The organism is Collinsella sp. LCP19S3_A7 (genome assembly GCF_052121995.1).
Lineage (GTDB): Bacteria > Actinomycetota > Coriobacteriia > Coriobacteriales > Coriobacteriaceae > Collinsella.
In genome coordinates, this window is the sequence record NZ_JBQKDE010000013.1 from 40,005 (window position 1) to 56,095 (window position 16,091).

Genomic DNA, 16,091 nt, shown 5'->3' on the forward strand with positions numbered 1-16,091 from the left:
TTTAAGAGGGGTATCCCATGAACAAAGATGAGCTGCTGGCAAAGTTCCAGCGCCTGGGCAAAGTCCTCATGACGCCTGTCCTGATCCTGCCAATCGCCGGCATCCTTCAGGGCTTTGGCAATGCCTTTACCAGCCCCACCCTTACGGCAGCTGTTCCCTGGCTTGCTGCTCCGGGCTTTGCGATTTTCTTTTCGATTCTTAAGGCCGCAGCCGGCATCGTTATGAGCAACATCCCGGTTATCTTCTCGATTTGTCTCGCCTATGGCTTCGCCAAGTCCGAGAAGGCTACCGCGGCGCTTTGTGGCTTTTTGGGCTACATGTGCATGAACTCCGTGATGGGCACGTTCCTCACGGCGACTGGCGTTATCGATCCCGCCAATCTTACGACGGGCCAGAGCACGATCCTCGGTATCACCACGCTCGACACGGGCGTTATCGGCGGTCTTCTGGTGGGTGCAATCGTCGCATGGCTGCATAACCGTTACTACAAGATTGAGCTGCCTGCCGTGTTCTCCATCTTCAACGGCACACGCTTTATCCCGGCGGTAACGCTGCTCTCATGCAGTGTCCTCGCATTGGTCATGTCCTTTGTTTTCCCGTTTATCCAGAACGCTCTCGGTGCGCTGTCCGAGTTCATCAAGACTACGGGTGCCTTTGGTGCATTTGTCTACGGCGCTGGCGAGCGCATGCTCCTGCCTTTTGGTCTGCATCACTTTGTCTATTTACCGTTCTTCTTCACGTCGCTCGGTGGCGTCGAGACCATCGACGGCCAGACCGTTCAGGGCGCTATCAATATCTACAACGCGATCCTGGGCTCTCCTAGCACGCCGTTTAACATCGAGGTCAGCCGTTTTGTCATGAACGGTAAGGTTATCTTCGCCATGTTCGGTCTGCCCGGTGCTGCACTCGCCTTCTACAAGACGGCGCTTCCCAAGAACAAGAAGAAGACCGCAGCGCTCATGATTGCCATCGTGGTGCCTTGCATCCTCTCCGGCATTACCGAGCCGCTCGAGTATTCCTTCCTGTTTATCGCGCCCATCCTCTACGTGTTCCACGCTCTCATGGCTGGTCTTGCCTATGCGCTGACCTATATCCTGCAGTTCAACGTGGCCGGCTCCGCATCCTTTGGCGGCCCGCTCTTGTCGTTGATCTTTAACGGCATTATGGGTGCAGCCAAGGGCTCCAACTGGCAGGTTATCCTGTTCCTCGGCCCCATCTACTTCTTGGTGTACTACTTCGTCTTCAAGTTCATCATTCTTAAGAAGGATCTAAAGACCCCTGGCCGTGAGGAAGAGTCTGGCGATGAGGCCGAAAAGGCTCCCAAGACCGTGATCAGCGACCTCATTCCCGCCATCGTTGAGGCAGTGGGCGGCGACAACAACATTAAGTCTGTCGAGGCCTGCTTCACCCGTCTGCGCATCCAGCTCAATGACTGTGACAAGGTGGTTGATGACGCCGAGTTTACCGAAAAGCTCGAAGCGCGTGGCATCGTGCATGTTAACGGCGGCGTGCAGATTGTCTACGGCAACATGGCATCTAACTACGCAACCCAGATGCGCGAGCTGCTGGGTATGGAGTAAACGCCCCACATATCTATAAAATCCTGTATAAAAGGCGGTGGCAGACAATGTGTCTGCCACCGCCTTTGAGTTGCCCCACGCGCATTTCGTGTATTTGAAATACACGAAATCGTAGGCTGCTCGTTCTGTTCAAGGTGTGCGTGGACGACACGGGCGCCGCGAGCATCTCGGCGACGGTCGCCTCCACGTTTAGCTCGTGGACCAAGGCCACCATGTGGCTCGTCATTGGCTCCTACCTCATTGCCAGCGCGGTCAAGGAGTCGGGCCTGAGCGAGCGCATCGCCTATGCGTTCATGCTCAAGTTCGTGCGCGACGCCAAGTTGCTCATCATCTCGATCTTCGCGCTCACCTTTGTGCTGTCGCTGCTGATCCCGCATCCGTTCCCCCGCGCCTTCCTCATCCTTGCCGTCGTCTCGGTTATCGCCGAGTCCGCATGAGCCGCTGGGGCATGCCGTACGAGCCCGAGGGCATTCGTGCCATCGTGGCCTGCATGGACAGACACGCGCTCCAGCCCATCGGCAATGCCTTTGACTTTTGCTACTTGGACACCACGAGCTACCGACGAGTCTCACCAAGAGGACTTCTGCTGCATCCAAATCCCCGTCGCCCTCGCGATGTGACAAAGGGGCAGTCCGTTTGTCACATTCCATGCCTTAGAAACTTGCAAATTCTGCAAGTTTCTAAGGTAACATCTTATAAACTTGCAAAAAATGCAAGTTTATAAGATTTCATGTCTGGTCGGGCGCTAGGGAGACTCTATGGATATCGTTCGCCGAAGCCGTTATCTTGATCGACTCATTGCTTTTCAGGATACCGACCTCATCAAAATCGTGACGGGCATACGCCGTTGTGGCAAATCAACGTTATTGGACATGATGAGGGACTATCTGGCGCAACAGGGGGTGCCAGCCGAGCGTTTGCTGACCTTTAAGATGGAATCTCTAGAGTACGCGGGAATTACGGATTATCTGACGTTTTATCGTATGGTTCGGGAGCGCATCGACGGCATCGATCATCCCTACCTGTTCTTTGACGAGCTCCAGAATGTCGAAGGTTGGGAAAAGGCGGTCAACTCGCTCCGAGTGGATTTGCCGTGCGATATCTATGTCACGGGCTCCAATGCCTTTTTGCTATCGAGCGAGCTCGCAACGCTTATCTCGGGCCGATATGTCGAGGTCAAGATGCAGCCTCTCACGTTTGGCGAATATCTTGATTTTCGCTCGATTGATGCGGTCGCCGCTGAAGGGCTTGGTGAGAGGGTCGAACTTGTTTCCAAGACGGGCGATCGCCTTAATTCAAATACCGTGCTTGAGCAGTACATAACCTATGGCGGCATGCCGTTTCTGGCCCATGATGAGCCGAGACGTGAGCTGTGTCGCGACTATATCCGTAGCCTCTACCAGACGATCGTCGCGCGCGATATCCTGTCGCGTGTGACGCGTAGGGGTCGCGGAGCTATCACCAAGCGCGATGTTCTCGAGCGGCTCTGTGCGTATCTGGCAGACAACATCTCCAACCAAACCTCGGTCAACAAAATCGTAGGGACGCTCAACGAATCAGCGGGCGGTAAGACCAACGCATCGACGGTGTCGGCATATATTGACGCTCTGGAAGAGACGTACCTGTTTACCAAAGTAAAAAGGTATGACATCAAGGGGCGGGAGCTTCTTAAGACAGGCGGTAAATATTACATAGCTGATACGGGAATTCGCAGCTATCTTGACGGATATAGAGGTAGCGATAGCGGAAGGATGCTCGAGAACGTTATCTACAACCAGCTTGTCTTTGAAGGATACGAAGTGTTTTGCGGCCATCTACGCGCGGGGGAAATCGACTTTGTCGCAATCGGCGGGGGATCAGACCGCAAATATATCCAGGTTACCGAACGGATCGATGCCGAGGCGACGAGGGAACGCGAGCTGCGACCGCTCAAGCTAAGCACGCTAGGAAAAATTCCTGATTCGTATGAGAAGATCCTGATTGTCAGGGATGGCGACCATCCAACGGACATCGATGGCATCAGAATCGTGGGGGCAGTCGACTTCTTGTTGAGAAATAAGATTACCCGCGGCTAAACGTAAACAGATCCGTTTCGATGCGACAAAGGAGCAGTCCTTTTCGCATTCCGTGCGAGCCCTCGTGCCGTCTGGGGGTATAAGGCTAGCAAGTGTTTATTTGCGAGGCCTAAGGGGCGCCCCGTATGGATATCGATAACTTTGAATGGTGGTATAGCGAGGGCGAGGTTCCGGACGAGGAGTGGGACGAGCTCGCGCCGCATGACGTGTCGAGCGACGAGGACGAGAGCGGCAACGACACCGTCGAGACGGACACCGCTTCCGACTCGGCCGAACCCCTAACCTTTGAACAGGCCTGGGCCCAGGCTGAGGCCGACGAGGCAAAGGCCGACGCCACGGCCACACTGGGTGAGCCGGCCGACATGTCCATCTCGCCGGCAAGGACCCCACAGCCGCGTCACACTATCGACCCCGACAGCACGGCATCCTTTAGCATTCTCGACGTGCCCGCGCAGGGCGCCCAGGCGCCTGCGCCCACGCATCGCCCCGATCTGGCTCGCGAGGAAGGCGCGGGCCGGCGCTCTCCGCTCGGCCCCATCCTCATCGCCTTCATGGCCGGCGTTATCGCCTGCTCGGCAATCGGCAGCGTTTGGAGCCATGTTGAGCAGCAGCGCCAAGACGCCGCCAAGGTCGAGATCTCCGTCGAACAATCGCTCAACCGTACGCGCTCGGTGCATGTGTCGGTCGAGGTCAAGGACGGCGCGACGTGGGATACCGCGCGCGGCGACAGCCAGATGCTCATCCATATCGTAGGCCGCACGCTCAAGGGACAAGCGATCGACGAGCACCAATACGTCAATTCCGAAGGTGACGGTATCGAGCTCAAGCCCGGCGACTACGAACTTACGGTCGATGAGCCACCTGTCGCCACCGACGGCACGCGTTTTCGTGCCTCGAAAAGAATGGTTCCCGCGAGCTTTAACTCGCGGGCGCCCGATACGGTCGACACCACCTCGCAGGGCGGGTTTGACCTTTACGTGGATACCCAGTAGGCGCTCGCCGCCCATTTCCGCTATGGCTACTCAATAATCGCCTGCCGTCCCGTCCCACCGCCAAGAGTGGGACAATAGTCCTCGACACTATTGTTTACTTTTGGAGGAAGTAGCATGTCTACCGTCACTACCATCAGGCGCGGCGGCCTCACCGCGGCCATCGATTCCATGGGCGCCCAGCTCACGAGCCTTGCCCTCAACGGCAACGAGTATCTGTGGCAGGGCGATCCCGCTTTTTGGGGCAAGCATGCGCCCATCCTGTTCCCCATTGTGGGCTCGCTGCGCAACAACACGGCGACGTCTGCGGCCGGCAGCTGCGAGATGGCGCGCCACGGCATCGCGCGTATCGTGGAGCACAAGCTGGTCGAGGTGTCGGAGGACGGTTCGTCCGTTACCTACGAGATCACCGATACGCCCGAGTCGCTCAAGGCCTTCCCGTTCCACTTTAAGCTCAACATGACCTATGCCCTGACTGGCGACGCCACTCTTACGCAGACCTTTGCCGTCACCAACACCGGCGACGTGGACCTGCCGTTTTCGGTGGGCGGCCACCCCGCATTTAACGTGCCCGTTCCCGGTGCCGAGGACGAGGCGTTCGAGGATTACGAGCTGGCGTTTACCGAGGCTTGGACTAACGAGGCCCCCATCATCACGCCCGATGGCCTTATGACGTTCGAGGGAAGCTACAAGGCTCCCGATAACTCGGACGTGCTGCCCATCACACACCGTAGCTTCGACAACGACGCCATCATGTTCACCGATACCCCGGGCTCCACGCTCACGCTGCGCAGTCGCAAGTCGGGCCACGGCGTCAAGATTGACTTTGAGGGCTTTAAGTACATTGGCGTTTGGTCTGCCGCCAACGACGCCCCGTTCGTGGCGCTCGAGCCTTGGACCGGACATACCACCATGGACACCGAGGACGACGTCTTCGAGCACAAGGTCAACACCATCACCTTGGCTCCCGGCGCCACCGACAAGCGCGCCTTCGAGGTTACGCTGCTCTAGAGAGCGGGGGCCATCGGCCGCGTGCTCGAGGAGCGCGGCGTTGAACTTGAATACCTGATCGACGAGGGTGACTACCGTATTGTTTCGGCTGCCGAGTACGGCGCGGGCGAGGGCTGGCTTATGCATGCCGACCTAGCCGAGAAGGGCTATGCCGATATCGTGCTCAAGACGAAGGGCGAAGGCGGACATTCGTCCAACCCCTACGGCGGCACATCGCTCGAGGTATTGAGCCGCGCTATCGCCGCAATCTGCGATATCGAGTGGCCGACGCGCGTGACCGATCTGCTTGCCGCGCAGCTTGTCGAGTTGGGGCTCTACACGGCGGATGAGATTGCCGCCAACGGAGGCGTCATTGTTCGCGACTGCCTCGCCAGCAACAAGCTCTATCCGCTCGTGACCACTACCTGTGCGCCCACGCAGATTGAGGGCGGCAGCACTGGCGCCAACGTGATGCCGCAGGATATGTGGGCCAATATTAACTTCCGCATGCTCGAGGGCACGGGCGTGGCTGATGTTGTTGACCGTTGCCGCGAGGCCGTTGCCGCTGCGGGCCTTACCGGGCGCGTGGAGGTCGAACTGGGCCCCGGCAGCTCAGAACCTTCGCCGTCCCCACGTGTTGGCGGACCGGGGCTCGAGGCCGTTCGCACTATTGCCGCCCGCTACTTTCGTGATCAAAAGGGGGCGGAGGAAAACGTACCGAATGCGGCGGGCGGGGCTGCTGTCGGCATTGTGCCCTCAACTGTGATCGGTGCCACCGATGCGGCGAACTATCAGCGTATTTGCTCTGAATGCATTCGCTTTTCGGCGTTTGTGGTCGACGATGACGAGTGCGATCGCGGTGTCCACGGCACCAACGAGCGCATTACCCGCCGTGCCTACCTCCAGGGTGTCCACTTTTTCATCGCTCTGCTTCAAACGCTCTAGAATGTGACAAAGCGACAGTCCCTTTGTTAGCCGTTGTAGTCGTTGGGGACGTTCTTAAACGACTCGTCGTTAAGGAACGTCCCCAACGACTACGTCCACTCATTCCGTGCGGGTTATATGCAGGTTTGCCTGCGCACGCTATCATATATGGGTTAGACCGCAACTATGTACCCTATACGCGAAGGGATGCGCATGTATCTGAAAATCGACATGTTCTAGCTGGGCTTACCCCGCAACGGCGCCATGCGCCCCATCAATTCCGCCGATTTTCACCTTCACGCATATAAAGGAGTTCCGCCATGCGCGACAAGCTCGAAAAGATCATCAAGGCCTACGAGGAGCTCGAGAAGAAGCTTTCCGACCCGGCCGTCGCCTCCGACATCAAGGAGTTCACGCGTCTCAACAAGGAGTACGCGCACCAGTCCGACCTCATTGCCGCTGCGCGCGAGTACATCGGCGCGCTCGACGACATCGAGGCTGCCAAAGAAATGCTCCGTGACACTACCGATGCCGACGAGAAGGAGATGCTCCAGATGGACATCTCCGAGAACGAGGACAAACTTCCCCAGCTCGAGGAGGACATCAAGTACATGCTCATCCCGAGTGACCCCAATGACGACAAGAACACCATCGTCGAGATCCGCTCCGCCGCAGGTGGCGACGAGGCGGCCATTTTCGCCGGTGACCTGTACAAGATGTACCAACGCTTCTGCGAGTCGCGTGGTTGGAAGACCACCGTGCTCGACTCCAGCCCCAGCGAGGCCGGCGGTTTTAAGTCCATCGAGTTCAAGGTCGAGGGCGACCGTGTCTACTCCGTCATGAAGTTCGAGTCCGGCGTGCACCGTGTCCAGCGCGTTCCCAAGACCGAGTCCCAGGGCCGCATCCAGACCTCCACGGCAACTGTCGCCGTGCTTCCCGAGGCCGAGGAGATCGACGTTCAGATCAACCAGTCCGACCTGCGCATCGATACCTACTGTGCCTCCGGTCCTGGCGGTCAGTGCGTTAACACCACCTACTCCGCCGTGCGCATTACCCACCTGCCCACCAATACCGTGGTGCAGTCGCAGGAGCAGCGTTCCCAGATTCAAAACCGCGAGGTCTGCATGCAGATGCTGCGTGCCCGTCTGTACGAGATGGAACTCGAGAAGCAGCAGGCCGAGCTCGGCGCCGAGCGCCAGAGCCAGATTGGCCACGGAAACCGTTCCGAGAAGATCCGTACTTACAACCAGCCCCAGGACCGCGTGACCGACCACCGTATCGGTTTCAACTCCACCTACAACGGCGTCCTTCTGGGCGACCAACTCGGTGCCGTCATCGAGGCGCTTGCCGCCGCCGAGCGTGCCGAGAAGCTGGCGCAGGCCGTGTAGTAGGTTCCGCCGTTCTACCGAACGGCGGACCGGCCGACGCTGCGCGGGCCGCACCTGTACAATCTGACGTTCAACTTCAAGGGCGCGACCAGAAGGTCAGCGCCCTTTCGTTCCACGTCACCTTGTCTCAAATGCGACCCGCTCGCTGTCCGTCCTCTACCTGCGGCGGGTAGTCATTGGGGACTTATGCTCAACCTGCGGCGCCTTAGATGTAGTCATTGGGGACGTTCTTAAATGACTAGGTTGGGTAAATTACTTTTCGAGTTTATTTAATCTGCTTTGTTGGAAATTAATCTGTCTACCTGCTTAAAGTAATTAACAACCTTCATCTGCTATTGAAAATATTGCTCGAAATATCGTCCAAGAAGTCGCGGGGCCCTTTTTGGTGCGTCGCACGTCAAGTGATTTGGCAAGTTCTTGGTTAGATATTGGTTAGTTTTGGGGCAACCTTGCCAAAAGCTTGACGAATGCAAATCTAGACGTCGGCGAATGAACACTTTGAGCGAGCCCGGTGCAAAATTCTGGGCTGATTCTCGATAATCGCTTCCAATCGTCTCTCGCCGCGTGCCGCCCTCGCGTACAATCTGCTCCGACATTCGCGCGCCGCCCGGCGCTTAAGAGGGGAGGACCCATGGCAAACGAGATCTGGACCATCAGGCGTTGTCTCGAGTGGACCAAGGAGTACCTAGCCGAGCGCGGCGAAGAGCACCCCCGTCTTTCTGCCGAGTGGCTGTTGTGCGCAGCCACGGGCCTAGCGCGCATCGACTTATATATGCGTATGGACGACACGCTCGATGCAGCGCAGCTCGAGACCATGCACGCGGCGGTTGTCCGTCGCGCCAAGGGCGAGCCGCTGCAGTACATCACCGGCAGCACGCAGTTCCGCATGATCGACGTCGCGTGCGCCCCCGGCGTGCTCATTCCACGTCCCGAGACCGAGATGCTCGTCGAGGAAGTCCTCAATTATCTGGATGCCGAGGTTCTGAGCCCCGAGGCTGCCACCCGCCAGCGCGTAGAGTTGCCATGGAACGACGAGGTCGAGCAGGCGCGTAAAGCCGAAGTCGCATTGGCTGACGAACGTGCGACTGCCGAGCGCCGTGCCGCCAACCTCACGGCTGCCGATGAGGCGGCGTTGGGCGGAGACGTGCTGGGCAGCCGAGCTTATGCCGAGGAGCTGGCCGATCGTGAGGCCGAGGAAGCCGCCGCGCAGGCAGCTGAGGCCGAGACCGCGGAAGTCGCTGAGCCCGAGCTCGACGAATACGGCATTGCCATCGAAGGCGTCGAACAAGAGACGGCCCTAGTGCAGGATGCCGCCGCGTCTGTGCCTGCCGACCCCCGCATTGCCCGCGTTCTCGAGGTCGGCTGCGGCACAGGCTGCATTTCGCTCTCCCTTGCTTGGGAGCGTCGCGGCCATGTCGCCTGCACCGCTACCGATATCGAGCCGCGTGCCATCGACCTGGCCACCAAAAACCGCGATGCACTCGGGCTTACGTCCGATGAGGTCGCCTTCAGCCTCACGAACCTGGTGAGCTCTATCCCCCGCGAGGAGTGGGGCACCTTCGACGTGCTCGTTTCCAACCCGCCTTATATCCCGACTGACGTCATGCGCTCGCTGCCGCACGAGGTCAAGGACTTTGAGCCCGATTTGGCGCTCGAGGGCGGCGCCGATGGCCTTGATATCTTCCGCCGCCTGCTCAATGCGGCGCCCTATATGCTGCGCGCCGGCGGCCTGTTTGCCTGCGAGCTCTATGAGGGTGCCCTCGACGCCGCGGCCGAGCTCTGCCGCCAGGCGGGTCTTTCGGACGTACGCATCGTCCGTGACCTCACCGATCGTCCCCGCATCGTTCGAGCTATCGTCACCGAGCCCAAACAACGTCAGTAAAGTACGAAGCGTATTGGCGGCGCGGCGGCGGGAGCGCTGTGCCGGAAATGTAAAGAGGCTTGTCACAGCTCAATTACCCCTCACTTTCACCGACTGCTATAGCCGCTCACCAAACCAACATGCGCTGTGGACAAATAGGTTAAACGTTTCGTGCGAGAATGCCCCTCAGTAAACAAACTTTCACCAGAGCGTAAGGGGCTGGCATACACATGCAGACGGTCTATCGGGTATTCGAGGGAGCGCGCGAGCCGCATCGGCTCGCCGTCGAGCGTACGGCCGAGGTGCTCGGCCGTGGCGGCCTGGCCCTGATCCCAACCGAGACCGTCTATGGCGTCGCTGTGGCAGTCAACGCCTTCTCGGACGCCGTGCCCCAAGATACAAGCGAATCTCTGCCGTGGCCGCGCGATCCGCAGGCTGCCGTCAACGGCGCCGCGGTGCCCGCGCTCGGTACCGGCTACCGTCGCATCTTTACCCTCAAGCAGCGTGAGCTCACCCAAACGGTCGCCTGGCTGGTCGATGATGCCGAGGCCCTCGACCGCTACGGCGTGGATATCCCAGAAGAGGCACGCATACTTGCCCGACGATGCTGGCCGGGCGCCCTGACTATTGTGGTCAAGGCGGCTCCCTGCGTGCCGACCTTTATGCGTGCCGCCGACGACACGGTGGCTCTTCGCGCGTCGGCATCGCCCGTGGTACAGGCGCTCATTCGCACCTGTGGCAGCCCACTTGCCTGTACGAGCGCCAATACACACGGCGCGCCCGCGCCGGCGAGCTTTGCCGACGTTGAAGACCGCATTCTAGAAGGGGTCGACGTGGCCGTCGACGCGGGCGAGACGCCGTGCCGCGACGCTTCGACCATCGTGTCGTTCCAGCACGGCGGGCTCCAGATCCTGCGCCAAGGCGCACTTCCCGCGTCAGAGATTGAGCGGGTCCTGTCCGACCCGATGCAACAGAAAGGTGTAAGCGATGTCGTTGAATCTGGGCAGCCTGGGCATGGAAGATGCCTCGTTTGACTTTGGCGGTTCCTACATCATGGCGCTCGACTGCGGCACCACCTCGGTACTTGCGACCATCGTCGACGAGTACGGCTGCATCGTCGCCCAAGCGCGCCGCAGCGTCAAAACCAGCTTCCCGCGTCCCGGCTGGGTGGAGCAAGACCCCATGGCGGTCCTTGCCAGCCAGATTGCGGTCATGATGGAGGTTCAGTTTAAGAGCGGGATTCATTCCGATCGCATCGCCGCCATCGGTATCTCCAATCAGCGTGAGACCACGGTGGTCTGGGACCGCGTGAGCGGCCAGCCCATCTATAACGCCATCGTATGGCAGTGCCGTCGCACCGCGTCTCTGATCGATAATTTGGTTGAGCAGGGCGCAGAAGAGCTGGTGCGCTCCCGCACGGGGCTTACGCTCGACCCGTATTTCTCGGCCTCCAAGGTGCAGTGGATTCTCGACAACGTCGACGGCGCACGCGAGAGCGCGGCGGCGGGCGACCTCATGTTTGGCACCATCGACACCTGGCTCATCTACAACCTCACCGGCAGCCAGGTCTTTGCCACCGACTACACCAATGCCAGCCGCACGGCACTCTTTAATATCCATACGCTCGATTGGGACGACGACCTGCTGGCGCTCTTTGACGTTCCACGTTCCATGATGCCCGAGGTTCGTTGGAGTTCGGGCGACTACGGCCGCGTCGCGAGCGACATCATGACCAACATGCCACCCATCATGGGCGTGGCGGGCGACCAGCAGGCGTCGCTGTTCGGCCACTGCTGTTTCCATCCCGGCCAGACCAAAAACACCTATGGTACTGGTTGCTTTATGCTCATGAACACCGGCGACGAGGTCGTCGAATCCAAGAACGGTCTGGTCTCCACCATCGGTATAGCCGCGGACGGCAAGATCAGCTACGCACTCGAGGGTTCCATCTTTGCCGCCGGCTCCACCATGAACTGGCTTCGCAACAACATGGGCATCATCTCGAGCGTGAGCGAGTCTGCACAACTCGCCGCTTCGATTAACGACAACGAGGGCTGCTACTTCGTTCCCGCCTTTGCGGGTTTGGGCGCTCCCTGGTGGGACCCGCGTGCCCGCGGTATCGTGTGCGGTCTGACCGGCGCCTCGAGCCGTGCGACCATCGTACGTGCCGCCTGCGAATCCATGGCATATCAGAGCTACGACGTGCTGCGCGCCATGGAGCAGGACGTGGGGCTTTCGATCGAACGCCTGTCTGTCGATGGCGGCGCGTCGCGCAACGAGTTCATCATGCAATTCCAGGCCGACCTGCTGGATATCCCCGTGCTGCAATGCGAGACGGTGGAGACCACGGCAATCGGTGCCGCGTACTTGGCGGGCCTTGCCGTCGGCTATTGGGAAGACCTGGAAGAGCTGGAGCAAAATGCCCAGATCGTTAGGACCTTCCTTCCCCACATGTCCGCCGAGCGCCGCGAGCAAAACCTTGCGGGCTGGCGCGATGCGGTCAAGCGCTCGCTCAGTACCGCACAGTAGGGCTGCGACGGGCCACTCGATACAGCAAACCGCTAAACTTGTGTATGGCGCGCGGCGGCAACATCGCTGCGCGCCATGCCAGCAAGGTCGTTTTATGGCCGCAACGAAAGGGGCAATCAACTCATGACCGTTACCTACGATGCGTCCCGTGTGACGCTTGTCGATCATCCGCTCGTCCAGCACAAGCTGTCGATCCTGCGCGACAAAAACACCGGCACCAATCAGTTCCGCCAGCTCGTGCGCGAACTCGCGCTTTTTGACGGCTACGAGGCCATGCGCGACCTGCCTATGGAAGACGTCGAGGTCGAGACCCCCATCACTACCGCCACGTTCAAACAGCTCGCCGGCAAGAAACTCGCCATCGTGCCCATCCTGCGTGCGGGCCTTGGCATGGTCGACGGCATCCTCGACCTGGTGCCCTCCGCTCGCGTGGGCCACATCGGTATGGAGCGCGACGAGGTTACCCACGAACCGCATGAGTATTACTGCAAGATGCCCAAGGATATCGACCAGCGCATCTGCCTGGTTGTCGACCCCATGCTCGCCACGGGCGGTTCGGCCGAGATGGCCATCAGCTACCTGCGCGAGCGCGGTGTCAAGGACATCCGCATGCTGTGCATCGTCGCGGCCCCCGAGGGCCTCAAGTCGCTGACCGAGAAGGACCCAGATGTGCATATCTATACCTGTGCCATCGACGACCATCTCAACGAGGCTGCCTACATCGTTCCCGGCCTCGGCGACGCCGGCGACCGCATCTACGGCACGCTCTAGTCGCTGGGCATGGGCAGCTGCACGTGCTCATTCGTGCATGATTGGTGCGTGCGGGTGTACGAGTGACGCCTGCACGCATATTTATGAGTGTCGTCGCAGTCACAGAGGGCCCAAAACGCGCTATACCGTAGGTACGGTATAAAGAGTGTCTTAAGAAAATGTACAGTTGTGTATTAACTTACGTTTTCCCACTTGTCATCGCGTGTTCGGTTCGTACAATAGTCAACAACGCTGTCGCGCTGCGCTTACGCGGGTGCGGCGGCGTTTGTCAAGTACGCTCGTCGGCCATCGCGACCCATTCGTCCTCAGTGCTCGGCCTTTTGTCCGTTTGACACCCCAAGGGGCTAAAGACGCGATTAAGGTTGGGTAACAGTGCATTGATTTTGCAATCATGCGCCCTAAAATACTAGGACGATGTGAGCGGGGTATGGCTCCATGTGGGCTATATGTCGCGAGAAGGGAACGCACATGCCGGTTGAGCTGGCAGGCCACGTGCCGTTCATCGCAACGGGATTCGTCGTCGGTCTTGTTGCATTTTTGCCGTTGTACCTTGCGCTTGCTTCGGTGCTGGCGCATCGACGCGATGCCAACATGACGGTAGGCATGTTGGGTATCATGGTGTCGTTTGCGGTGCTCTTTATGGGCGTCGTAATTGTGCACCTGGTAGCCCCCGTGGCGCTCATCGCCTTTTTGTGCGGCGAGCTCGCCGGGTTTTTGATTTGTTGGATCGTGATCGCCTGCATGGTGATTATGAAGGATTAAAGGCGTTGCCCCACCTTGGTGCGGGCAAACAGGGAAGGTGGAATCTTGGACGCATTTGCCAAGTTACCCAGCGCGATCGCCGAGCTCGTCGCTGAGTTCTCCTCGGCTCCGGTCGTGGGTGACCTTAACGCGGGCCTGACGCAGTACTCGTTCTGGCTGCTTATCGCCGCTGTCGTCATGTTCGTGGTCTTTTTCGCGTTTACTAAGAAGCAGAAGGTTGTCCCCGAGGGCTTCTTCGTTAACGGCGTCGAGTGGGTCATCGAGTACGTGCAGGACGATATCGCCAAGGGTGTCGTTGGCGACAACTGGAAGAAGCACTTCCCGTTTTTGGCCTCGCTGTTCTTCTTTATCCTGATCAACAACTTTATCGGCCTCATCCCCGGCATGAAGCCCGGCACCGGTGCCATCGGCTGTACCGCCGCCCTCGCACTCGTATCGTTTGTGTACTTCATCTATTTCGGTATCAAGAAGCACGGCTTCTTTGGGTACTTCAAGAGCCTCGCCCCTGCGGGCGTCGCCTTCCCCATGAACGTCTTCGTGTGGGTCATCGAGCTCTTCTCGCTGTGCCTGCGCCTGGTCACGCTCGCCGTCCGTCTGTTCTGCAACATGTTCGCCGGCCACATCGTCATGGGCTCGTTCGCCATCATGGCCACGCTCTTTGCCCAGCCGATGCTGGAGCACTTTACGGCCATGAACGCCGTGGGCGCCCTGCCCAGCGTGGCGTGGGTTTTGATTCTTTTGGTAATCTACGCCGTCGAGCTGATCGTTGCCTTTGTTCAGGCATATGTTTTTACGGTCCTCGAGGCCGTGTACATTCAGATCGCAGAGGCTGACGCCCACTAGCGGTCGCATTTATTTGGTGTTCGGAGGCGCGGCACCCGCGTGCGCCTCTACAACATAGGTATTTATCCTGCGCACACGCGCACGACAAAGGAGGAATCGTGGGAGTTATCGGATATGGTCTCGGCGTTATCGGTGCCGGTCTCGCAATTGGTCTTGCAGCACTCGGTGCTACGGGCGCTATGGCTCGTCAGCCTGAGGTCCAGGGCCGTGCCTTCACCGTCTTCATTCTTGCATCTGCATTCACCGAGGCTCTGGGCCTGATCGGCTTCGTCGTTACGCTGATTTCGTAATTGAGCACGAAGGTAGTCGCCATGAAGCATTTCAACCACGCGAAAGTCGCTGCTGCGCTGACGGGCGCCATGCTCGCCATGCCGGTGTCGGCATTCGCCGAGGAGTCTGAGAACAAGGCCGAGATCCTCGTCCCCAAGATGGCGGAATTCGTCCCTGCACTCATTGCCTTCCTCATCATCTTCATCGTTTTGGCCAAGTTCGCCTGGCCGCAGATTCTGCAGACGATGGAAGAGCGCGGCAAGCGCATCAAGGACAGCCTCGATGAGGCTGAGACCACCAAGCGCAAGGCCATCGAGGCCCGCAAGGAGTCCGACGCCCTCCTCACCGACGCCCGTCGTCAGGCTGCCGACATCGTGACCGCCGCCCGTCAGGACGCCGAGTCCGAGCGCGCCCGCATTATCGCCAAGGCTCACGAGGAGGCCGAGGACATCATTGCCAAGGCCCACGCCAACGCCGAGGACGAGCGCAACTCCATCTATGCCGCCGCTGCCGGCTCCATCGCCGATCTTTCCGTCTCCGTTGCGACCAAGATTGTCGGCGAGGCCCTCGAGAACGACGACGAGCAGCGTCGTCTGATCGAGCGCTACATCAAGGAAGCAGGTAGCCTGAATGCCTAACAGCCGCATGGAGAACAGGGTTCTCGAGACCTATGCACGCACCCTCCTGGAGGCCGCTAAGGCCGAGGGCCGTGTGTTCCGCGATCTTCACGAGCTTGAGGTCATCGCGAACGCCAGCCCCGAGGTGCTTGCTGTCCTCGGTACCGTGTTCGAGCGCGGCCAGCTCGATCTTCTGCCGCAGATTGCATCGACTTATCGGATGGTAACCGCGACCGACGAGGACGTCGTAGGCGTCACCGTCACCACGGCTGTCCCGCTCGATGACGAGCTGCGCCGCACGATTACCGAGAAATGCGAGGCCGATCTAAAGCGCAAGGTGTTCCTGATCGAGAAGGTCGATCCGTCCATCATCGGCGGTCTGATTCTCGAGGCCCGCGGCCAGCGTCGCGACGTTACCGTCAAGACCCAGCTGCGCGCAGCGCGTGAGGCCCTCGGTTCCACGATTTTGAATAACGGAGGTGAAGCCTAGTT

16 protein-coding genes are annotated in these 16,091 nt (G+C 59.3%); all 16 read left to right on the forward strand.

The genetic code is table 11. From position 1 onward, the window contains the following. Positions 1-17 precede the first annotated feature (17 nt). The 16 genes from ACTQV3_RS06920 (at position 18) to ACTQV3_RS06995 (ending at position 16,089) form a co-directional block, all read left to right on the forward strand. Positions 18-1,580 carry a PTS transporter subunit EIIC gene (locus ACTQV3_RS06920; RefSeq protein WP_441535856.1) on the forward strand — a complete coding sequence of 521 codons (1,563 nt, stop codon included), beginning with the start codon at positions 18-20 and terminating at the stop codon, positions 1,578-1,580. Between the two features lie 140 nt (positions 1,581-1,720). Next, the gene (locus tag ACTQV3_RS06925) at positions 1,721-2,017 is read left to right on the forward strand and encodes an anion permease (protein WP_441535857.1); all 297 of its coding nucleotides are present in this window, start codon (positions 1,721-1,723) and stop codon (positions 2,015-2,017) included. Positions 2,018-2,338: 321 nt separating this feature from the next. Then, a complete protein-coding gene (locus ACTQV3_RS06930) occupies positions 2,339-3,655 on the forward strand; it encodes an ATP-binding protein (RefSeq protein ID WP_441535858.1) in 1,317 nt (438 codons plus the stop codon). Between the two features lie 125 nt (positions 3,656-3,780). Further along, the gene (locus ACTQV3_RS06935; RefSeq protein WP_441535859.1) at positions 3,781-4,647 is read left to right on the forward strand and encodes a hypothetical protein; all 867 of its coding nucleotides are present in this window, start codon (positions 3,781-3,783) and stop codon (positions 4,645-4,647) included. Between the two features lie 114 nt (positions 4,648-4,761). After that, on the forward strand, positions 4,762-5,655 hold the full coding sequence (locus ACTQV3_RS06940; RefSeq protein ID WP_427719707.1) for an aldose 1-epimerase family protein: 894 nt from the start codon (positions 4,762-4,764) through the stop codon (positions 5,653-5,655). A gap of 21 nt (positions 5,656-5,676) precedes the next feature. Beyond that, positions 5,677-6,579 carry a peptidase dimerization domain-containing protein gene (locus tag ACTQV3_RS06945; RefSeq protein WP_441535860.1) on the forward strand — a complete coding sequence of 301 codons (903 nt, stop codon included), beginning with the start codon at positions 5,677-5,679 and terminating at the stop codon, positions 6,577-6,579. A 299-nt stretch (positions 6,580-6,878) separates the two neighbouring features. After that, a complete protein-coding gene (gene prfA / locus ACTQV3_RS06950) occupies positions 6,879-7,946 on the forward strand; it encodes a peptide chain release factor 1 (RefSeq protein ID WP_154518366.1) in 1,068 nt (355 codons plus the stop codon). A 631-nt stretch (positions 7,947-8,577) separates the two neighbouring features. Next, a complete protein-coding gene (locus ACTQV3_RS06955; RefSeq protein ID WP_441031993.1) occupies positions 8,578-9,828 on the forward strand; it encodes a N5-glutamine methyltransferase family protein in 1,251 nt (416 codons plus the stop codon). Between the two features lie 209 nt (positions 9,829-10,037). Continuing rightward, the gene (locus ACTQV3_RS06960) at positions 10,038-10,841 is read left to right on the forward strand and encodes an L-threonylcarbamoyladenylate synthase (RefSeq protein WP_427727732.1); all 804 of its coding nucleotides are present in this window, start codon (positions 10,038-10,040) and stop codon (positions 10,839-10,841) included. Then, positions 10,795-12,336: a glycerol kinase GlpK gene (gene glpK / locus ACTQV3_RS06965; RefSeq protein WP_154518372.1), complete on the forward strand. Its 1,542-nt coding sequence runs from the start codon at positions 10,795-10,797 to the stop codon at positions 12,334-12,336. The genes ACTQV3_RS06960 and glpK overlap by 47 nt, the downstream gene beginning before the upstream one ends. A 123-nt stretch (positions 12,337-12,459) precedes the next feature. Continuing rightward, positions 12,460-13,107 carry a uracil phosphoribosyltransferase gene (gene upp, locus ACTQV3_RS06970; protein WP_040359658.1) on the forward strand — a complete coding sequence of 216 codons (648 nt, stop codon included), beginning with the start codon at positions 12,460-12,462 and terminating at the stop codon, positions 13,105-13,107. 468 nt (positions 13,108-13,575) lie between these two features. Beyond that, entirely contained in the window at positions 13,576-13,869 is a 294-nt protein-coding gene (locus ACTQV3_RS06975; RefSeq protein ID WP_441031998.1) for a hypothetical protein, read from the forward strand. Between the two features lie 45 nt (positions 13,870-13,914). Continuing rightward, positions 13,915-14,712 (forward strand): F0F1 ATP synthase subunit A, encoded by a 798-nt coding sequence (gene atpB, locus ACTQV3_RS06980; RefSeq protein ID WP_441032000.1) that lies wholly within the window; start codon positions 13,915-13,917, stop codon positions 14,710-14,712. A 98-nt stretch (positions 14,713-14,810) separates the two neighbouring features. Continuing rightward, entirely contained in the window at positions 14,811-15,002 is a 192-nt protein-coding gene (locus ACTQV3_RS06985) for an ATP synthase F0 subunit C (RefSeq protein ID WP_427727739.1), read from the forward strand. 21 nt (positions 15,003-15,023) lie between these two features. Next, on the forward strand, positions 15,024-15,620 hold the full coding sequence (atpF, locus tag ACTQV3_RS06990) for a F0F1 ATP synthase subunit B (protein WP_427727741.1): 597 nt from the start codon (positions 15,024-15,026) through the stop codon (positions 15,618-15,620). Next, the gene (locus ACTQV3_RS06995; RefSeq protein WP_441549919.1) at positions 15,613-16,089 is read left to right on the forward strand and encodes a F0F1 ATP synthase subunit delta; all 477 of its coding nucleotides are present in this window, start codon (positions 15,613-15,615) and stop codon (positions 16,087-16,089) included. The genes atpF and ACTQV3_RS06995 overlap by 8 nt, the downstream gene beginning before the upstream one ends. The last annotated feature ends 2 nt before the right edge of the window (positions 16,090-16,091 follow it).